Genomic DNA, 15,962 nt, shown 5'->3' with positions numbered 1-15,962 from the left:
ACACCCTAAGACGTAGACAATATTTGAAGGAGGTGTCCCATGGATAAATCCAAATCCAAATCCAAACCCAAATCCAAACCCGAAGCCAAGCCGAGCGATGCCAAGCGCCAGCACCACAGCCGAGAGTTCAAGATTGAGGCCGTTCGACAGTTGGAGGAAGGCAAGATCAGCAGTAGGCAGTTGGCATTGATGTCCAGCAGCGGCATCATGCGCTGAATCGAGCAGACGTGAACGATGACGCCAGCGCCTTGCGTCAGCGTGACGTCATGCCCCATTTGCACGCGGGATACCGTGACGTCCGCAACGCAGCCCAGACCGGAAGTTCGTCATGACATAATCCCTGGCGCATCGTTCAGGAATTCTCATGCCGCACCCCTCCCCCGCTTTTCCCCCTCTCAATGCCGAACGCCTCTGGGCCCGCGTTGAAACCCTGTCCCGCTTCACCCTGCCCGACGTCCCCTGGACGCGCCGCGCGTTTTCGCCGCTGTTCAACGACGCGCGTGCCTGGCTGCGCAGCGAGTTTGAAGCGGCGGGCCTGACCACGCGCCTGGATGCGGGCGGCAATCTGGTCGGCACGCGCGCCGGCCGCAACCCGGGCGGCAAACCCATCGCCACCGGCTCGCACTGCGACACCGTCATGGCAGGCGGCCGTTTTGACGGCATCATCGGCGTGCTGGCGGGTATTGAAGTTGCGCACACGATGCAGGAACACGGCATCGAACTGGACCATCCGTTTGAAGTCATCGACTTCCTTTCTGAGGAGCCCAGCGACTACGGGATCTCGTGCGTGGGCAGCCGCGCGCTGTGCGGCCAGCTCTCGGCCGACATGCTGGCCGCCCGCAACCCGGAAGGTGAAACGCTGGCCGAAGGCATCGCCCGCATCGGCGGCGACCCGGCCGCGCTGAGTGCGCCGCTGCGCCGCGCGGGCGACACGGCCGCGTTCGTTGAACTGCATATCGAACAAGGCCCCGTGCTGGAAAGCCGTGGGCTGCCGATTGGTGTGGTCACCAACATCGTCGGCATTCGCCGCGTGCTAATTGTGGTGGAAGGCCAGCCCGACCACGCGGGCACCACGCCCATGGATATCCGGCGCGACGCGCTGGTGGGCGCGGCGCGCATTATTGATGCCGCCAGCCGCCAGGCCAGCGCGGCCAGCGGCAATCCGCATTACGTGGTGGCCACGGTGGGCCGTTTGTCGATGACGCCCAACGCCGCCAACGCGGTGCCGGGCCGTGTCGAGCTGACGCTTGAAATGCGCAGCGACAGCAATGCCGTGCTGGACGCCTTTCCCGAAACGCTGATGGCGGGCGTGGCCGACGACCTGAAGGCGCTGCGCCTGACGGCCCACTTCTCGCAGCTGAGCCGCGCCCAGCCCACCGACTGTTCGCCCCTGGTGATGGACGCGGTGAAGGCCGCCGCCGACCAGTTGGGTTACGCGTCCATGCGCCTGCCCAGCGGCGCGGGCCACGACGCCGTCTACATGGCGCCCACCGGCCCCATCGGCATGATCTTCATCCCGTGTCTGAATGGCCGCAGCCATTGCCCGGAAGAGTGGATTGAACCGGCGCAGTTGCTGGACGGCACGCGCGTGCTGTATCAATCGGTGCTGGAGCTTGACCGCGTGCTGCGCGGCAACTGAGGCCGGCTTGTTGCTGGCAGACCGGCTTCGGCAGCCCCGATATCGGCAGACCCCTGCCGCCGCTGCGGTTATCGCCGGGCGGCAGGCGGTGCGCTGCCATAATGGACGCCTTGCGCCGGGTTCGCCCGGCGCCCACCGCACGTATTCTTGCCGCCCATGGAACAGATAGAACTCAACGACAGCACCGCCGACCGCTTCCTGCTGGATGCCCCCGGCCTGACGCTGCTGGTCTTTCACAGCCGCACCTGCGGCACCTGCCGCATCGCGCGTGAGCAATTGCCTGCGCTGGAATTACCCGTGGAACGGGTTTGCTGGGTGGATGCGGGCGACAACCGCGGCCTGGTGGAACGCTACGAAGTCTTCCACCTGCCCGCCATGTTCGTCACGCGCGATGGCGCTTTCTTTGGTCCGGTGCAATCGACGCTTGCCGAATGGGATCTTCGGCAGCAGATCGGCCTGGCGCTGGACAGCTACCCCGCCGAACTGCCGTGAGCGCGCCGCTCTCAGCCCCCTCCTCCAAACCGCTGCGTCTGCCGCTGGACACGCTGGCCACCGCCGGCATGCTGGCGCTGTGCGTGTGCTGGGGCTTTCAACAGATCGCCATCAAGCTCGTCGCGGGCGACATCGCGCCGATCATGCAGATTGGCCTGCGTTCGACGTTCGCGGCGCTGGTGCTGGCGGTGGTGGTGGGCCGCGCGGAAGGCGGACGCGCGTTCCGCGACGGCACTGCCCTGCCCGGCCTGATCGTGGGCCTGCTGTTCGCGGGCGAATTCCTGTTTGTGGCGCAGGGGTTGCTGTACACGACGGCCTCGCATATGTCGGTGTTCTTGTACACCGCGCCCATCTTCGCCGCGCTGGGGCTGCATTGGCTGCTGCCCGAAGAGCGCATGCAGCCGTTGCAATGGCTGGGCGTGGCCGTGGCGTTCGGAGGGATTGGGGTGGCGTTCCTGGGCGGAGGCAGTGATGCGGCGGGCGGCACTGTGGCGGGCGGCATCAACATGCTGCTGGGCGACGCGATGGGCTTGGCGGCGGGTTTACTGTGGGGCGCAACCACGGTCGCCATCCGCAAGACCTCGCTGTCGGAAGCCGCGCCGTCGAAGACCTTGTTCTATCAAATGGCCGTGGCCTCGGTCGTCCTGCTGGCCTACGCGGCCTTCACGGGCCAGCACGGCATCCGCTACACGCAGGCCGCCGTGCTCAGCGTGGCGTTTCAGTCGGTGGTAGTGGCGCTGTCGAGCTATCTGGCGTGGTTCTGGCTGCTGCGCCGGTATCTGGCGTCGCGCCTGTCGATCCTGTCGTTCATGACACCGTTGTTTGGCGTGAGCTTTGGCGTGCTGATTCTGGACGAACCGCTGGACCGCCATTTCGTGCTGGGCGCGGTCATGGTGCTGGCGGGGATCACACTGGTCAGCGGCGCGGGCTTGCTGCGCGAGAAGCTGCGCAGGCGGTGAAGTGGATATCCCTCGGGCTTGCTTCAGGCCCGAGGGACATCCCCTTCAGACCCGAGGCAGGCCCGCTTCAGACCCGAGGCAACCGCCGCTTCAGGCCAGAGGCAACCGCCGCGTCAGGCCCGCAGCGGACCCGGGTCAAACCCACCTCAGGCGCGTTTTTGCACCGCCCCAAGGTTCAACACAATCAACGCCGCGCCGGCCAACACCAGCGCAAATCCCCACCAATCCGCTGCGCCGGGCCGGTCGCCAACCAAGGCCATCGCGCCCAGCACGCCCACCACGGGCACCATCAGCGTCGTCAACGCGGCAACCGTCGCGCTGACGCGTTCGCTCAGCACGAACCACAGCCAATACGCCACCGCCGTTCCCAAGATGATGTGGAACGCCAGCGCCGCCACGACCCGTCCATTCCAGCCCTGCGTGGGAAACGATTCGCCCGCGATCAGCATGCCCGCAAGCGCGCAGGTGGCGCCCACAACCAATTGCCATGCCGTGATGACGATGCGGTTGCCCGCCACCGGCCAGCGCTTCAGATAGACGGTGCCAGCCGCCCAGCCAAATGCCGCCACCAGCGGAAACACCAGCCCCTTGGCGGCTGCCGGGTCATGTTCACCGAAGACCGCCTGCAACACCGGCCACGCCAGAATCGCCACGCCCATCGCGCCCAGCAGCAACGCCAGCGCGCGCCGCCGGTCCAGGCGTTCGCCCAGCACGGCCCAGGCCAGCAGCGCCGACATCATGGGCATGGTGAACGTCAGCACCGCCGCGCGCGACGTGCTGGTGCTGAGCTGCGCCCAGGCCACCGCCAGGTTGAACACCGCCACGGCAAGCACGCCGCCCACGATGATGCCGGGCCACGACGCGCGGGGTGGCAACAAGGCCACCCGCTTCGCGCCCGCCAGCAACAACAGCAGCACGGCGCCACTGCCCAGGCCCAGCAGCCGCAACGTAAACGGCGGGAAGATCGACAGGATGATCTTCACCGCCGGCCAGTTCAGCCCCCAGAACAGGGCGAGCGCAACCGGGATCAGGCGCACGCGGCCTTTTCCTGGGCGGCCAGTTCAGCCAGACCCACGCGCTGATTGCCTTCGGCATCGAAATTCTCGGGGCTCAGCCAGCGTTGGTAGGCGGCGCGCAGCGCGGGCCATTCGGTGTCGATGATCGAAAACCACGCCGTGTCGCGGCTGCGGCCCTTGTAGACCGTGGCTTGGCGGAACACACCTTCAAACTGAAAGCCCAGCCGTGCCGCCGCCTTGCGCGACGGCGCGTTCAGGCTGTCGCATTTCCATTCGTAGCGGCGGTAGCCCAGTTCATCGAACGCGCGCTGCATCAGCAAAAATTGCGCTTCGGTGGCGATGCGGGTGCGCTTGAGCTGGCGCGAAAATGACACGAAGCCGACTTCGATGACACCGTTGGCCGGGTCAATGCGCATCAGCGCCAGCGTGCCAATGGCGCGCCCGGTTTCCAGATCGATGATGGCGTGGTGCAGCGGGTCGTTGCCCGCTTGAGCGGACTCGGCGAACGCGCGGTACGCGGCCTCGTCGGCAAAGGGGCCGACGCCCATGTAAGTCCAGTCGCTATCGTCCGGCGCCTGGCTGAACGCTTGGTACAAGTCAGCCGCGTGGCGCTCGGCGGACAAGGGTTCCAGCCGGCAATACCGGCCCACGGCGGGGGTCAGCGGCGGACGCGCGCGCGGGGTCCAGCCGGGTACATCGGGGCCAATCGGTTGTTGAAATGCATTGACGCGGGGTTGCATGCGACGGAGCCTCATCCTGGTTAGCGCGCGCCGCCGGCCGTGGCGGACGCAACACGCATGGCCTCACGATATCGGAATCGTGGCATCATAAAAAGCACCACGACGACTGAATTTAATAGGGCCATGACACCCTCACCCCCGGGCCATCCTGCCGACCCTGCTGCGCTTGCGAGCCCACTGCGGTCCAGCCCCCTGCTTTCCAGCCCATTGCAGCGCGGCCCCGGCGCGCCGCCACGCCAGCGCCAGTTGATCCAGCGGCTCAAGCAGGCCATCCTGGCCGGCCAATTGCCTGCGGGCGGCAAGCTGCCCTCGTCCCGCGCGCTATCCGAAGACCTGGAGATTTCCCGCAACACCGTGCTGATTGCCTACGAGCAGTTGACGGCCGAAGGCTACGTCATCGCCGACCGGCAAGGAACACGGGTTGCGGCGTTGTCGGCCGCGCCCTTGTCGGCCGCAGCGGTGACGACCGGCGCGGTGTCGACCGCCGCGTTGTCCACCGCCGCGTTGTCCACCCCCTCGGTATCGACCGCCGCGGTGACGACCGCCGCGTCGTCCGCCGCCCTCGAACCCGCGGGCCGTGCCGCCCGCGCCGCCCGCGCGCCCGACTCCTCATCGCCGGCAGCCGCGAACGCACTGGCTACGGCCACGCGGCTATCCCGCATCGTCTCCACGCGTTCACCCGTCGACAGTTCCTTGCCGATGACGCCCGGCACGCCCGCGCTGACCCAGTTCCCCATCAACGCGTGGCGCCGCGCGCAAGACCGCGCCCTGCAAGCCGCGCCCGCAGCCACCTTGGGCTACGGCCATCCCATCGGCGAACCCGCCTTGCGCGAAGCCATCGCCCAATACCTGCGCGTGTCGCGCGGCGTGCATTGCGATGCCTCGCGCATCATCATCACCGAAGGCGCGCAAGGGGCGCTGGCGCTCTGCGTGCAGTTGCTGACCAACCCGGGCGACACGGCCTGGCTCGAAGAACCCGGCTATCGGGGCGCCAAGTCCGCCTTCAATGCCGGCGACCTGAACGTGGTGGCCATGCGGGTGGATGCCGACGGCATTGCCATCCCGGCTGACGCGTGGCTGTCGAACCCGCCGCGCCTGATCCAGACCACGCCCACGCATCAATATCCGACGGGCGCGGTGCTGTCGGTGGCGCGCCGGCTGGAATTGCTGGAACGTGCGCGGCAGGCGGGCGCGTGGATTATCGAAGACGATTACGACAGCGAATTCCGCCATCAAGGCGAACCCATCGCGGCCATGCAGGGCCTGCTGCCGGACGCGCCCGTGCTGTACGTGGGCACCTTCAGCAAGACGATGTTCCCCGCTCTGCGACTGGGCTTTCTGGTGCTGCCCGAAGCCATCGCCAAGCCCGCGATGCCGTCCATCATCGAGATGCTGCGCGGCGGCCATCGGCTGGAGCAGCTGACGATGGCCGCCTTCATCGAGAACGGGCAGTTCTCACGCCACCTGGGCCGCATGCGCCGTTTGTACCGCCAGCGCCAGACGGCGCTGCGCGACGCATTGGCGGCGCACTTGGGCGTAGACCACGAGGTATTGGGCGGCCATAGCGGGCTGCATCTGACCGTGCGTTTGCCGCCTGAATTTCCCGATCAGCGCATTGTGGACGACGCGCGCAAGCTCGGCATGAACCCCAGCTCGCTGTCGTCGTTCGCGGTGAAGCCACGGCCCGAAGATAACGGCGTGGTGATCGGCTATGGCAACACCAGCGCCGACCGCTTTCCTGCCTTGATCAAGCGGCTGGGTGACGTGGCGCGTCAGGCGCGGAGAACGGCCTGAGCGCCCTTGCCAGTCCGAATCGGCTCGGCCGCCGCGAACGCCGGCTGCCAGTCCGAATCGGCTCGGCCGCCGCGAACGCCGGCTGCCAGTCCGAATCGACTCGGCCGTCGCGAACGCCGGCTGCCGGTCCTAATCGACCAGCCCGCCCAGCACCAGCACGGCCAGCACGAGCCAGAACAGAAAGCCCACGATGGAGCGGCGCAGCAATGCCTTGACGGCCGCCCACAGGAACATCAGCCCCAGCACCAGCAGCACAAAGTTGAACAGCGACGGGCTCATGCCCATTGCCTTGGACAAGCCGGAATAGAAGTCGCCCAACGCGCCGCCCAGGCCGCCCAGCAACCACTTGATGCCCGCGACGATGGCGCGCAGGGCCTCGCCGAGCATGACGCCCAGCGATGCAAAGAAACCGTCTTCTTTCGGCATCAGCGGCGCGTGTCCATGATCATGCGCACGGCCAGGCCGGCCAGCACGGTGCCCATCAGCCAGCGCTGAATCACCATCCACAAGGGGCGGCCCGCCAGGAAACCGGCGATGGAGCCGGCGGTGATGGCGATAACGGCATTCACCGACAGGCTGACGGCAACCTGCGTCATGCCCAGCACAAGCGACTGCGTGAAGACGCTGCCGTGATCAGGCTGAATGAATTGCGGCAGCAACGACACATACATGACGGCGATCTTCGGGTTCAGCAGATTGGTCACCAGCCCCATCGTGAACAACGTGCGCGGGCTGCTCTTGGGCAGTTCGCGCACTTGGAACGGCGAGCGGCCGCCGGGCCGGATCGCCTGCCACGCCATGTACAGCAGATACAGCGCGCCGCCGATACGCAGCGCGTCATAGGCCACCGGCACGGTCAGCAGCAGCGCCGTGATGCCGAACGCCGCGCAACACACATAGAAGATGAAGCCAACCGCCACGCCCCCCAGGGAAATCAAGCCAGCCTGCGGGCCTTGCGAGATGGAACGGGACACCAGGTAAATCATGTTGGGCCCGGGGGTGAGCACCATGCCCAGCGCAACCAGGGCGAACGTCAGCAGATGAGTCAGATCGGGCATGATGAGCCGGCGCGCGCCGGGCGATATCGGAAGAGATTCGCACACGTTATCGCAAAACTGTATCGAAACAGGTGTTTTTTTGTGCACGGCGGCAACGGCCAACGGTCCGTATCACCGCTACGACAAACCCCGGATCAAGCGGTGCGAATCCCGCGGCGTGGGCTTTACGCCCGCCTCTGCACAGGAATACAGTGAACCGGTTCGTTCGTCTGCATGGAGCGCCTGGACATGCCGCATCGTCATCGGCCCAACGTTTCCCCCATCATCCGCGTCGGCATCGGCGGCTGGACATTTGCCCCCTGGCGCGGCCCGTTCTATCCCGAAGGCCTGCCCCACGCTCGGGAACTGGAATACGCCAGCCAGCAGCTCAGCGCCATCGAAATCAATGGCACCTACTACAGCACGCAGAAGCCCGCCACGTTCGCCAAATGGCGCGACGAAACGCCTGACGGGTTCGTCTTTTCGTTGAAGGCGTCGCGCTACGCGACCAACCGCCGCGAACTGGCGGGCGCCAAAGATTCCATCCACCGCTTCGTGCATAGCGGCATCGCCGAACTCGGCCCGAAGCTGGGGCCGGTGGTGTGGCAATTTGCGCCTACCAAGACGTTCAACGCCGCCGACTTCGGCGCCTTTCTTGACCTGTTGCCAGACAAGGTCGACGGCTTGCCGCTGCGCCATGTGATGGACGTGCGCCACGCAAGCTTTGCCTGTGAAGACTATCTGGCGCTGGCGCGAAAACACCGCGTGGCCACGGTTTACACCGACAGTGAAGACTTTCCGTCCATTGCCGACCGCACCGCCGACTTCGTCTACGCGCGCCTGATGCGGGCCAGCACCACGTTCAAGGCCGGTTACGCGCCCAAGGTGCTGGACGCCTGGGCCGACCGCCTGCGCACGTGGGCGCGAGGGGCCGACCCTGCGGATTTGCCGTGCATCGGCCAGCCGCCATCGGGCACGGCGCGGCCGCAAGACGTGTACGCGTTCTTCATCAATGGCGCAAAAGAACGCGCGCCCGCAGCGGCGCGCGCGATGATTGAACGGCTTTCGTGACAGCGGCGGCCATCGTGGCCGCCGCGATTGCACCGTTGATGCTGCGTTTGATTGCGCCGCTTATTGCGCGGTGGATTGCGCCGCTTACTGCACGGTGGATTGCGCCGCTTATTGCACGGTGGATTACGCCACTTACTGCGCGACCGGCGTGCGCAGCGTGACGAACTCTTCGGCGGCCGTCGGGTGGATGCCGATGGTGTCGTCAAACACTTGCTTGGTGGCGCCGGCCTTCAACGCCACGGCAATGCCCTGCACGATCTCGCCTGCGTCCGGGCCGACCATGTGCACGCCCAACACGCGGTCGGTCTTGGCGTCCACGATCAGCTTCATCAGCGTCTTTTCCTGCGATTCGGTCAGCGTTAGCTTCATGGGGCGGAAGCGGCTTTCGAACAGCTTGACCTCGTAGCCGGCCTCGCGCGCTTCTTCGGTTGTCATGCCCACCGTGCCGATGTTCGGCAGACTGAACACGGCTGTCGGGATCAGCTTGTAGTCGACCTTGCGGTATTCCTCGGGGCGGAACAGACGGCGGGCCACCGCCATGCCTTCGGCCAGCGCAACCGGCGTCAGCGGCACGCGTCCGATGACGTCGCCAATGGCCAGAATGGACGGTTCGGCCGTGCGGTATTCGTCATCCACGTCGATAAAGCCGTCGTCTTTCAGCTTGACGCCGGTGTTCTCCAGGCCCAGGTTGTCCAGCATCGGACGGCGGCCGGTGGCGTAGAACACGCAGTCGGTCTCGATGACGGAGCCGTCCTTCAAGGTGGCCACAAGCGACCCATCGGCCTGCTTGTCGATACGCGTCACGTCGGTGGAAAAGCGCAAGTCGACGCCCTTCTTCACGAGCTCGTCGCGCAGGTGTTCGCGCACGCCCTGGTCAAAGCCGCGCAGGAACAGCGGGCCGCGATAAGCCTGCACGACGTCCGCGCCCAAGCCATTGAAAATAGAAGCGAATTCCACGGCGATGTAGCCGCCGCCCACCACCAGCACGCGGCGCGGCAGCGCCTTCAGGAAGAAGGCCTCGTTGGACGTGATGGCGAGTTCCTTGCCGGGGATATCGGGCACCTGCGGCCAGCCGCCAGTTGCCACCAGGATGTTGGCGGCCGTGTGGCGTTGGCCATTGATCTCGACCGTGTGCGGGTCGACGATGCGGGCGTGGCCTTCCAGCAGCGTCACGCCGCTATTGACCAGCAAGTTGCGGTAAATGCCGTTAAGACGTTCGATTTCGCGATTCTTGTTGGCGATCAGCGTGGGCCAATCGAACGACGGCTTGCCCGTCGTCCAGCCAAAACCGTGGGCCTGTTCGAAGTCTTCGCTGTAATGGGCGCCGTAGACCAGCAGCTTCTTGGGCACGCAACCCACGTTGACGCAGGTGCCGCCCAGGTAACGGCTTTCCGCCACGGCCACGCGGGCGCCAAAGCCTGCCGCAAAGCGGGCCGCGCGCACGCCGCCGGAGCCCGCGCCGATTACAAACAGATCAAAATCGAATGCCATGTTGTTTCCTTCGCGTGCGCCTTGCGGGCCCGCGTTCACTGTCCGGGAAAACCGTATTTAACACTACCCGGCGTGGCGGATTGGTCACGCCGGGCATTCCCAAGGTATGACGATTGGCCTACAGTCGTTGCCACGGTGGCATCACGCCGCCCCAATCACCGGAGCGTTTCACTCATGTCGCTTGAAACCTGGCTGGCCTTTTTAGGCGCGTCGGCCCTGCTTGTGATGTTGCCTGGCCCCACCATCCTTACAGTCATCAGCTATTCCATTACCCATGGCAAACGCGCCCGCCTGCCGCTGGTGCTGGCCGTGGCGCTGGGGGATTCCACTGCACTTGTGCTGTCGCTGCTGGGCCTGGGCGCACTGCTGGCGGCGTCTGCGTTCTGGTTCACGGTAGTGAAAACCGTGGGCGGTCTGTATCTGCTGTACCTGGGCTTCAAGCTGCTGCGCGCGGGCGTGGCGCCTGCCACCCTGCCTAAAACGGAAGCCGTGGGCTCGCGCTGGAAGCTGTTCGCCAACACCTATCTGGTGACGGCGCTGAACCCCAAGGGCATGATTTTCTTCGTGGCCTTCCTACCGCAATTCATCGACCCGGCAGGCGACGTGACGCGCCAGCTCTGGATGCTGTCGGCCACGTTTGTCGCCTGCGCGGGGATCAACGCGGCAGCCTATGCGGTGTTTGCCGGATCGGCCCGCCGCTTGCTGTCGTCGCCCCGCGCACAGCGTGGCTTCAACCTGGGCGGCGGCGCCATGCTGTCCGCCGCCGGCGTCTGGGCGATGCTGGCGCGGCGGGTGTAGAAGGCGAACCGCGGACGGCGCGGCGGGCAGCGCACCGCCGCACGGCGGCAGCGCACCGCTCTGTCGTTACGGCAGCGCCGCCGACACCGATTCAGGGTCGATCCCGTAACGGGTGATGGCTTCGGCGGCGCGAGTCCGGTCGATCAAGCCGTCATCCGCCAGCGCCTTCAAGGCCGCCAGTGCGATGTGGTGGCGGTCTACCTCGAAGAACGCGCGCAGCGCCTGCCGCGTGTCTGACCGGCCGAAACCGTCGGTACCCAAGGTCACATACCGCCGCCCGGCCATGAACGGGCGAATCTGTTCAGGCACCGTCTTCATATAGTCAGTGGCGGCCACCACCGGCCCGCTGCTGGCTGACAACGCGGTTTCGGCGTAACCGCGCCGCGCGTCTTCCAGCGGATGCAGACGGTTCCAGCGTTCGGCTTCCTGCCCGTCACGGCCCAGCTCCGAATAGCTGGTCACGCTCCAGACGTCGGCAGCCACGCCAAAATCCTGTTGCAGCAAATCGGCCGCGGCCAGGGTCTCGCGCAGAATCGCGCCGCTGCCCAACAGTTGCACCCGCAGCTGGCCCGGCGCGCCTTCGCGCAAACGGTACATGCCTTGCAGGATGCCGTCCTGCGCGCCTTCCGGCATGGGCGGGTGCGCGGTCTTTTCGTTGATCAGCGTCAGGTAGTAGAAGACGTCTTCCTGCTCCTGATACATGCGGCGCATGCCGTCCTGCACGATCACGGCAATTTCATAGGCGTAGGCCGGGTCATACGCGCGGCACGACGGAATGACCGAGGCCAGCACCTGGCTGTGGCCGTCGTCATGCTGCAAGCCTTCGCCTTCCAGCGTGGTCCGCCCCGACGTTGCGCCTAACAGGAACCCGCGTGCGCGGATGTCGCCTGCGGCCCAGGCCAGGTCACCCACGCGCTGGAAACCGAACATCGAATAGAAGATGTAGAACGGAATCGTGGCCACGCCATGGGTGCTGTGCGCGGTGGCGGCGGCAATCCATGACGACATCGCGCCCGACTCATTGATGCCTTCTTGCAGGATCTGCCCTTTGCGGTCTTCGCGATAGACGCTTAGCTGGTCAGCATCCTGCGGCGTATACAGCTGGCCCACATGCGAATAAATACCCACCTGGCGGAACATGCCGTCCATGCCGAACGTGCGTGACTCATCCGGCACGATGGGCACCACGCGCTGGCCAATCACGGGGTCTTTGAGCAGTTGCGCCAAGACCCGCACGAACGCCATCGTGCTTGAAAACTCGCGGCCGTCGCTGCCTTTCAGGTGCGATGCAAACGCGTCCAGCGACGGCGTGACCAAGGGGCCGGGGCCCGCCGCGCGGCGCGGCAAATGACCGCCCGCCCGCGCGATGGCTGCATCGAAGTAGGCCTGCTCGGCGCTGCCGGGCGCAGGCTTGATGTAGGGAATTTGTTCCAGTTGGTCGTCAGGCACGGCAATCGAAAAGCGATCGCGAAACGCGCGCACGGCCGGGTCGGCCATTTTCTTTTGCTGGTGGTTGGTATTGGCGGCCTCGCCCGCCGCGCCCATCCCGTAGCCCTTGACCGTCTTGGCCAGAATGACCGTAGGCTGGCCGCGATGCGCCACTGCCGAGGCATAGGCCGCGTAAACCTTGGCCGGGTCGTGCCCGCCGCGGTTCAACGCGCCGATCTCGTCGTCGGACAGATGCGCCACCCGTTCGCGCAGCACCGGGTCGGCGCCAAAGAAATGCTCGCGCACATAAGCGCCGCCGCGTGCCTTGAACACTTGGTATTCGCCGTCCACGCACTGCATCATCCGGCGGCGCAAGCGGCCGTCGTGGTCTTGGGCAAGCAACGCATCCCAGCCCGCGCCCCAGATCACCTTGATGACGTTCCAGCCCGCCCCGCGGTACACGCTTTCCAGTTCCTGGATGATCTTGGCGTTGCCGCGCACCGGCCCATCCAGCCGTTGCAGATTGCAGTTGACGACGAAGATCAGATTGTCGAGCTTCTCGCGGCCAGCCATGGCCACCGCCGCCAGCGTTTCAGGCTGATCCTGTTCACCGTCACCCAGAAAGCCCCATACCTTGCGGCCCTGTGCGGGGATCAGTTCGCGGTCTTCCAGATAGCGCATGTAGCGCGCCTGATACGCCGCCATCAACGGCCCCAGCCCCATCGACACCGTCGGAAACTGCCAGAACGACGGCATGGTGCGCGGATGCGGATACGAGGCCAGCCCGCCCCCGCCGATCTCGCGCCGGAAGCGGTCAAGCTCGGCTTCCGAGATACGGCCTTCCAGGTAGGCGCGGGCATAGATGCCGGGCGCCGAATGGCCCTGGATGTAGAGCATGTCGCCCAGAAATTCCGGCGTCGCGGCGCGGAAAAAATGGCGGTAGCCGGTTTCGTACAGCGTGGTGGCCGATGCGTAGGTGGCGATGTGCCCGCCCAAGCCCGAGGTCTTGCCGGCCCGCAGCACCATGGCCATGGCGTTCCAGCGCAGGTAAGCGTCCAGGCGCAGCTCGATGCCCACGTCACCCGGGAACGCGCCCTGCGCGGCCGGGGCAATGGAGTTCACGTAGGGCGTGACGCCGGGCGCGGCATAGCGCCCGTTGGCGGCGCGGTCCTGATTGATCAGTTGATCCAGCAGATAGTGCGTGCGCGGCAGGCCTTCATGCGCCAGCACCGCCTGCATGGCTTCCAGCCATTCCTGGGTTTCCTGCGGGTCGGCGTCAATCGGGTCGGCGTCTATCGGGTCGAGCGGGGTATCCATGGGCGTCCTCCTTCGGGTGCGTGGGCGGCGCCGGGATCAGGTCCAACGGCGCTCGCATTTCACATCGTGAATTGCAATTGCATAATGTGCAATTGCAATCGTAAAAAGGATCTTGAACAATTGCAAGTGCAACTACTTCAGGACAAATCTGCGCGCACGGCCGAACGCCAGCCTCTTACAATCGCCGCTGCACCTCTGAATCAAAAGGAACGGATCGCATGGCCACGGGCAAGCCTGACGCGTGGAGCCTCTTTCTGACCGCGCATGCGCTGGTCGTCGAGGAAATTGAAAAGCGGCTGTCGGCCGCCGACCTGCCGCCGCTGGCCTGGTACGACGCGCTGTGGGCGCTGGAACGCGCGCCCGATGGCACGGCGCGCATGTTCGAAATGGCCGAACGCATGGTGATCGCGCGCTACAACCTGACGCGTCTGATGGACCGCATTGAAGCGGCTGGCCTGGTCGAACGCTTTCGTTCCGATGAAGACCGGCGCGCAACCTATGCGCGGCTGACGCCCAAGGGCCGCGCTCTGCGGCGCGAAATGTGGAAGGTTTACGGCCCCGCCATCGACGAGCTGTTCCTGTCGCAATTGCCCGAAGCGCAACAAGCCGCCATGGCCGAGAGCTTTCGCCACATCGCCCGCCACGTGCGGGCCAAAACCGCACCACCCACAATGTGAACCAGGAATTCTCGCAATGACCTCCCACGCCCGCCCGCTGCATATCGGCATCGTCGCCTGCTCCGCCGAAGGCGCGGCGCTGTGTTATCGCACGCTGTGCGCGGAGGGCGCCGCGCGCATGGGGCCGCACGCGCATCCGGAAATTTCACTGCACACGCATTCACTGGCCGACTACGTGGTCTGCCTGGATCAAGGCGACCTGCCCGGCGTGGGCGCGCTGATGCTGTCGTCTGCCGGCAAGCTGGCGCGTGCCGGCGCCGACTTCCTGATTTGCCCCGACAACACCATCCATCAGGCGCTGGGCCATGTGCTGCCGGCGTCGCCGCTGCCCTGGCTGCACATCGCCGAAGCGGTGGCCGCCGACGCCGTGGCGCGCGGGTTTCGGCGCATCGGCATTCTGGGCACGCGCTGGCTGGTGGATAGCGAGGTCTACCCGGAAAAACTGGGCGCGGTGGGGCTGGAGGCTGTGCGGCCTTCGGAAGACGACCGCATCGCGATGGGCCGCATCATCATGGACGAGCTGGTCTATGGCGAGTTTAAGCCGGAGTCGGTGGCGCGGCTGCAAACCATCATCGAACACTTGCGCGATGCCGGTTGCGATGCGGTGGTGTTGGGCTGCACGGAACTGCCGCTGGTGTTGAACGACACGAATTCGGAGCTGCCCACGCTGGACTCCACCCGGCTGCTGGCGCGCGCGGCGCTCACGGCGGCCATCAACTCGGCGTTGCCAGGCGCCCACTCCTTCGCTGACTGCGGCTAAATCTGGTCCAGGCCGTATTGGCGCAGCCGGCTCAGGTCCATCACCTTGATCTGGTTGTACGCCAGCGCCAGGATGCCCAGGTCAGCCAGCAGCTGCAACGCCTGGTTGACCCGCTGGCGCGACAGTCCGGTCAGATAGCCGAGCTCTTCCTGCGAAATCGCCAGCGTCAAGTCCGTGGACGGATACAGCTGCGGGTTGAACAACTGCGCAAGCGATTGCGCCACGCGCGCATCCGCATCCAACAGCCGATGGTTCTGGATGGACGCAATGAACTCGCCCATGCGGTCATTCAATTGGCCGATGACAAAGTGCGAAAACGGCAGGCTGGCGGCCAGCAACGCGTGAAAGGTGGCGGCCGGCACCGACATCACCAGCGACGGCTGAATCGCCACCACGTCGTACTTGCGCAGCTCGCGCTTGATGACGCTGCCTTCGCCAAACCAGCCGCCCGGCGGCACGCCGGAAAATGTGCAGCTGCGCCCCGATTCGTTGTAGATCGCCAGCTTCAGCAAGCCCGTGTGCACGCCCAGCCAGTAATCAGACGGCGCATTGCGCCGCGCGATCCATGCGCCACTTCCCACGTGTTCGGCGCGCGCCGTCGCCAGCACCAGATCCTGGTGGCGGGCGTCCAGCGCGCCGAACCAGGCACAGGCCCGAAACAGGCGGGCAAGCTCCGTGGCGGAAACAGGGTTTAAAACATCGGACATGGGTGGAAACCGTGTAAAACTGGAAGATTGCGGGGT

The 15,962-nt window shown here is 65.8% G+C and carries 16 protein-coding genes; 9 read left to right on the top strand and 7 right to left on the bottom strand.

Annotation, left to right across the window (positions count from 1 at the left end; all coding sequences use genetic code 11):
- Nucleotides 1–39 precede the first annotated feature (39 nt).
- The 4 genes from HV765_RS12870 to HV765_RS12855 all read left to right on the top strand — a co-directional run bounded on the left by HV765_RS12870 (nucleotide 40) and on the right by HV765_RS12855 (nucleotide 3,090).
- A complete protein-coding gene (locus HV765_RS12870; RefSeq protein ID WP_175169901.1) occupies nucleotides 40–216 on the top strand; it encodes a hypothetical protein in 177 nt (58 codons plus the stop codon).
- A 148-nt stretch (nucleotides 217–364) separates the two neighbouring features.
- Nucleotides 365–1,639 (top strand): Zn-dependent hydrolase, encoded by a 1,275-nt coding sequence (locus HV765_RS12865; RefSeq protein WP_175169900.1) that lies wholly within the window; start codon nucleotides 365–367, stop codon nucleotides 1,637–1,639.
- A 156-nt stretch (nucleotides 1,640–1,795) separates the two neighbouring features.
- Nucleotides 1,796–2,131, top strand: a complete 336-nt coding sequence (locus HV765_RS12860; protein WP_006226863.1) for a thioredoxin family protein — start codon at nucleotides 1,796–1,798, stop codon at nucleotides 2,129–2,131.
- 68 nt (nucleotides 2,132–2,199) lie between these two features.
- Nucleotides 2,200–3,090, top strand: a complete 891-nt coding sequence (locus HV765_RS12855; RefSeq protein ID WP_054422456.1) for a DMT family transporter — start codon at nucleotides 2,200–2,202, stop codon at nucleotides 3,088–3,090.
- 146 nt (nucleotides 3,091–3,236) lie between these two features.
- On the opposite strand, the gene HV765_RS12850 is transcribed toward HV765_RS12855, so the two are convergent.
- Together HV765_RS12850 and HV765_RS12845 are read right to left on the bottom strand one after the other, a co-directional pair.
- Nucleotides 3,237–4,127 (bottom strand): DMT family transporter, encoded by an 891-nt coding sequence (locus HV765_RS12850; protein ID WP_054422231.1) that lies wholly within the window; start codon nucleotides 4,125–4,127, stop codon nucleotides 3,237–3,239.
- Nucleotides 4,118–4,846: a GNAT family N-acetyltransferase gene (locus tag HV765_RS12845; RefSeq protein WP_175169899.1), complete on the bottom strand. Its 729-nt coding sequence runs from the start codon at nucleotides 4,844–4,846 to the stop codon at nucleotides 4,118–4,120. The genes HV765_RS12850 and HV765_RS12845 overlap by 10 nt, the downstream gene beginning before the upstream one ends.
- A gap of 123 nt (nucleotides 4,847–4,969) precedes the next feature.
- Here HV765_RS12845 and pdxR point away from each other — a divergent pair, with 123 nt between their 5' ends.
- Nucleotides 4,970–6,640 carry a MocR-like pyridoxine biosynthesis transcription factor PdxR gene (pdxR, locus tag HV765_RS12840; protein ID WP_254600553.1) on the top strand — a complete coding sequence of 557 codons (1,671 nt, stop codon included), beginning with the start codon at nucleotides 4,970–4,972 and terminating at the stop codon, nucleotides 6,638–6,640.
- A 129-nt stretch (nucleotides 6,641–6,769) separates the two neighbouring features.
- Here the strand turns inward: pdxR and HV765_RS12835 are convergent, their stop codons facing one another.
- Together HV765_RS12835 and HV765_RS12830 are read right to left on the bottom strand one after the other, a co-directional pair.
- A complete protein-coding gene (locus tag HV765_RS12835) occupies nucleotides 6,770–7,066 on the bottom strand; it encodes a hypothetical protein (protein WP_054422233.1) in 297 nt (98 codons plus the stop codon).
- A complete protein-coding gene (locus HV765_RS12830; RefSeq protein WP_054422234.1) occupies nucleotides 7,066–7,698 on the bottom strand; it encodes a LysE family translocator in 633 nt (210 codons plus the stop codon). Before HV765_RS12830 ends, HV765_RS12835 begins: the two co-directional genes overlap by 1 nt.
- Before the next feature lie 228 nt (nucleotides 7,699–7,926).
- Here HV765_RS12830 and HV765_RS12825 point away from each other — a divergent pair, with 228 nt between their 5' ends.
- Complete coding sequence (locus tag HV765_RS12825) at nucleotides 7,927–8,748, top strand: DUF72 domain-containing protein (RefSeq protein ID WP_175169898.1); 822 nt, start codon at nucleotides 7,927–7,929, stop codon at nucleotides 8,746–8,748.
- A 132-nt stretch (nucleotides 8,749–8,880) separates the two neighbouring features.
- Here HV765_RS12825 and gorA read toward each other — a convergent pair whose 3' ends face one another.
- On the bottom strand, nucleotides 8,881–10,239 hold the full coding sequence (gene gorA, locus HV765_RS12820; protein ID WP_175169897.1) for a glutathione-disulfide reductase: 1,359 nt from the start codon (nucleotides 10,237–10,239) through the stop codon (nucleotides 8,881–8,883).
- 174 nt (nucleotides 10,240–10,413) lie between these two features.
- Here gorA and HV765_RS12815 point away from each other — a divergent pair, with 174 nt between their 5' ends.
- Nucleotides 10,414–11,037 carry a LysE family translocator gene (locus HV765_RS12815; RefSeq protein WP_175169896.1) on the top strand — a complete coding sequence of 208 codons (624 nt, stop codon included), beginning with the start codon at nucleotides 10,414–10,416 and terminating at the stop codon, nucleotides 11,035–11,037.
- 66 nt (nucleotides 11,038–11,103) lie between these two features.
- Here HV765_RS12815 and aceE read toward each other — a convergent pair whose 3' ends face one another.
- Complete coding sequence (aceE, locus tag HV765_RS12810; protein WP_175169895.1) at nucleotides 11,104–13,782, bottom strand: pyruvate dehydrogenase (acetyl-transferring), homodimeric type; 2,679 nt, start codon at nucleotides 13,780–13,782, stop codon at nucleotides 11,104–11,106.
- A gap of 218 nt (nucleotides 13,783–14,000) precedes the next feature.
- Between aceE and HV765_RS12805 the strand changes: the two genes are divergently transcribed.
- The gene (locus HV765_RS12805) at nucleotides 14,001–14,459 is read left to right on the top strand and encodes a MarR family winged helix-turn-helix transcriptional regulator (protein ID WP_175169894.1); all 459 of its coding nucleotides are present in this window, start codon (nucleotides 14,001–14,003) and stop codon (nucleotides 14,457–14,459) included.
- Nucleotides 14,460–14,475: 16 nt separating this feature from the next.
- The gene (locus HV765_RS12800; protein ID WP_175169893.1) at nucleotides 14,476–15,219 is read left to right on the top strand and encodes an aspartate/glutamate racemase family protein; all 744 of its coding nucleotides are present in this window, start codon (nucleotides 14,476–14,478) and stop codon (nucleotides 15,217–15,219) included.
- On the opposite strand, the gene HV765_RS12795 is transcribed toward HV765_RS12800, so the two are convergent.
- Entirely contained in the window at nucleotides 15,216–15,926 is a 711-nt protein-coding gene (locus tag HV765_RS12795; protein ID WP_175169892.1) for a Crp/Fnr family transcriptional regulator, read from the bottom strand. The genes HV765_RS12800 and HV765_RS12795 overlap by 4 nt on opposite strands.
- Nucleotides 15,927–15,962: the final 36 nt, after the last annotated feature.

Origin of the sequence: Achromobacter kerstersii (genome assembly GCF_902859595.1) — a bacterium.
GTDB lineage: Bacteria > Pseudomonadota > Gammaproteobacteria > Burkholderiales > Burkholderiaceae_B > Achromobacter > Achromobacter kerstersii.
This window is presented reverse-complemented; position numbering and strand designations above follow the sequence as displayed.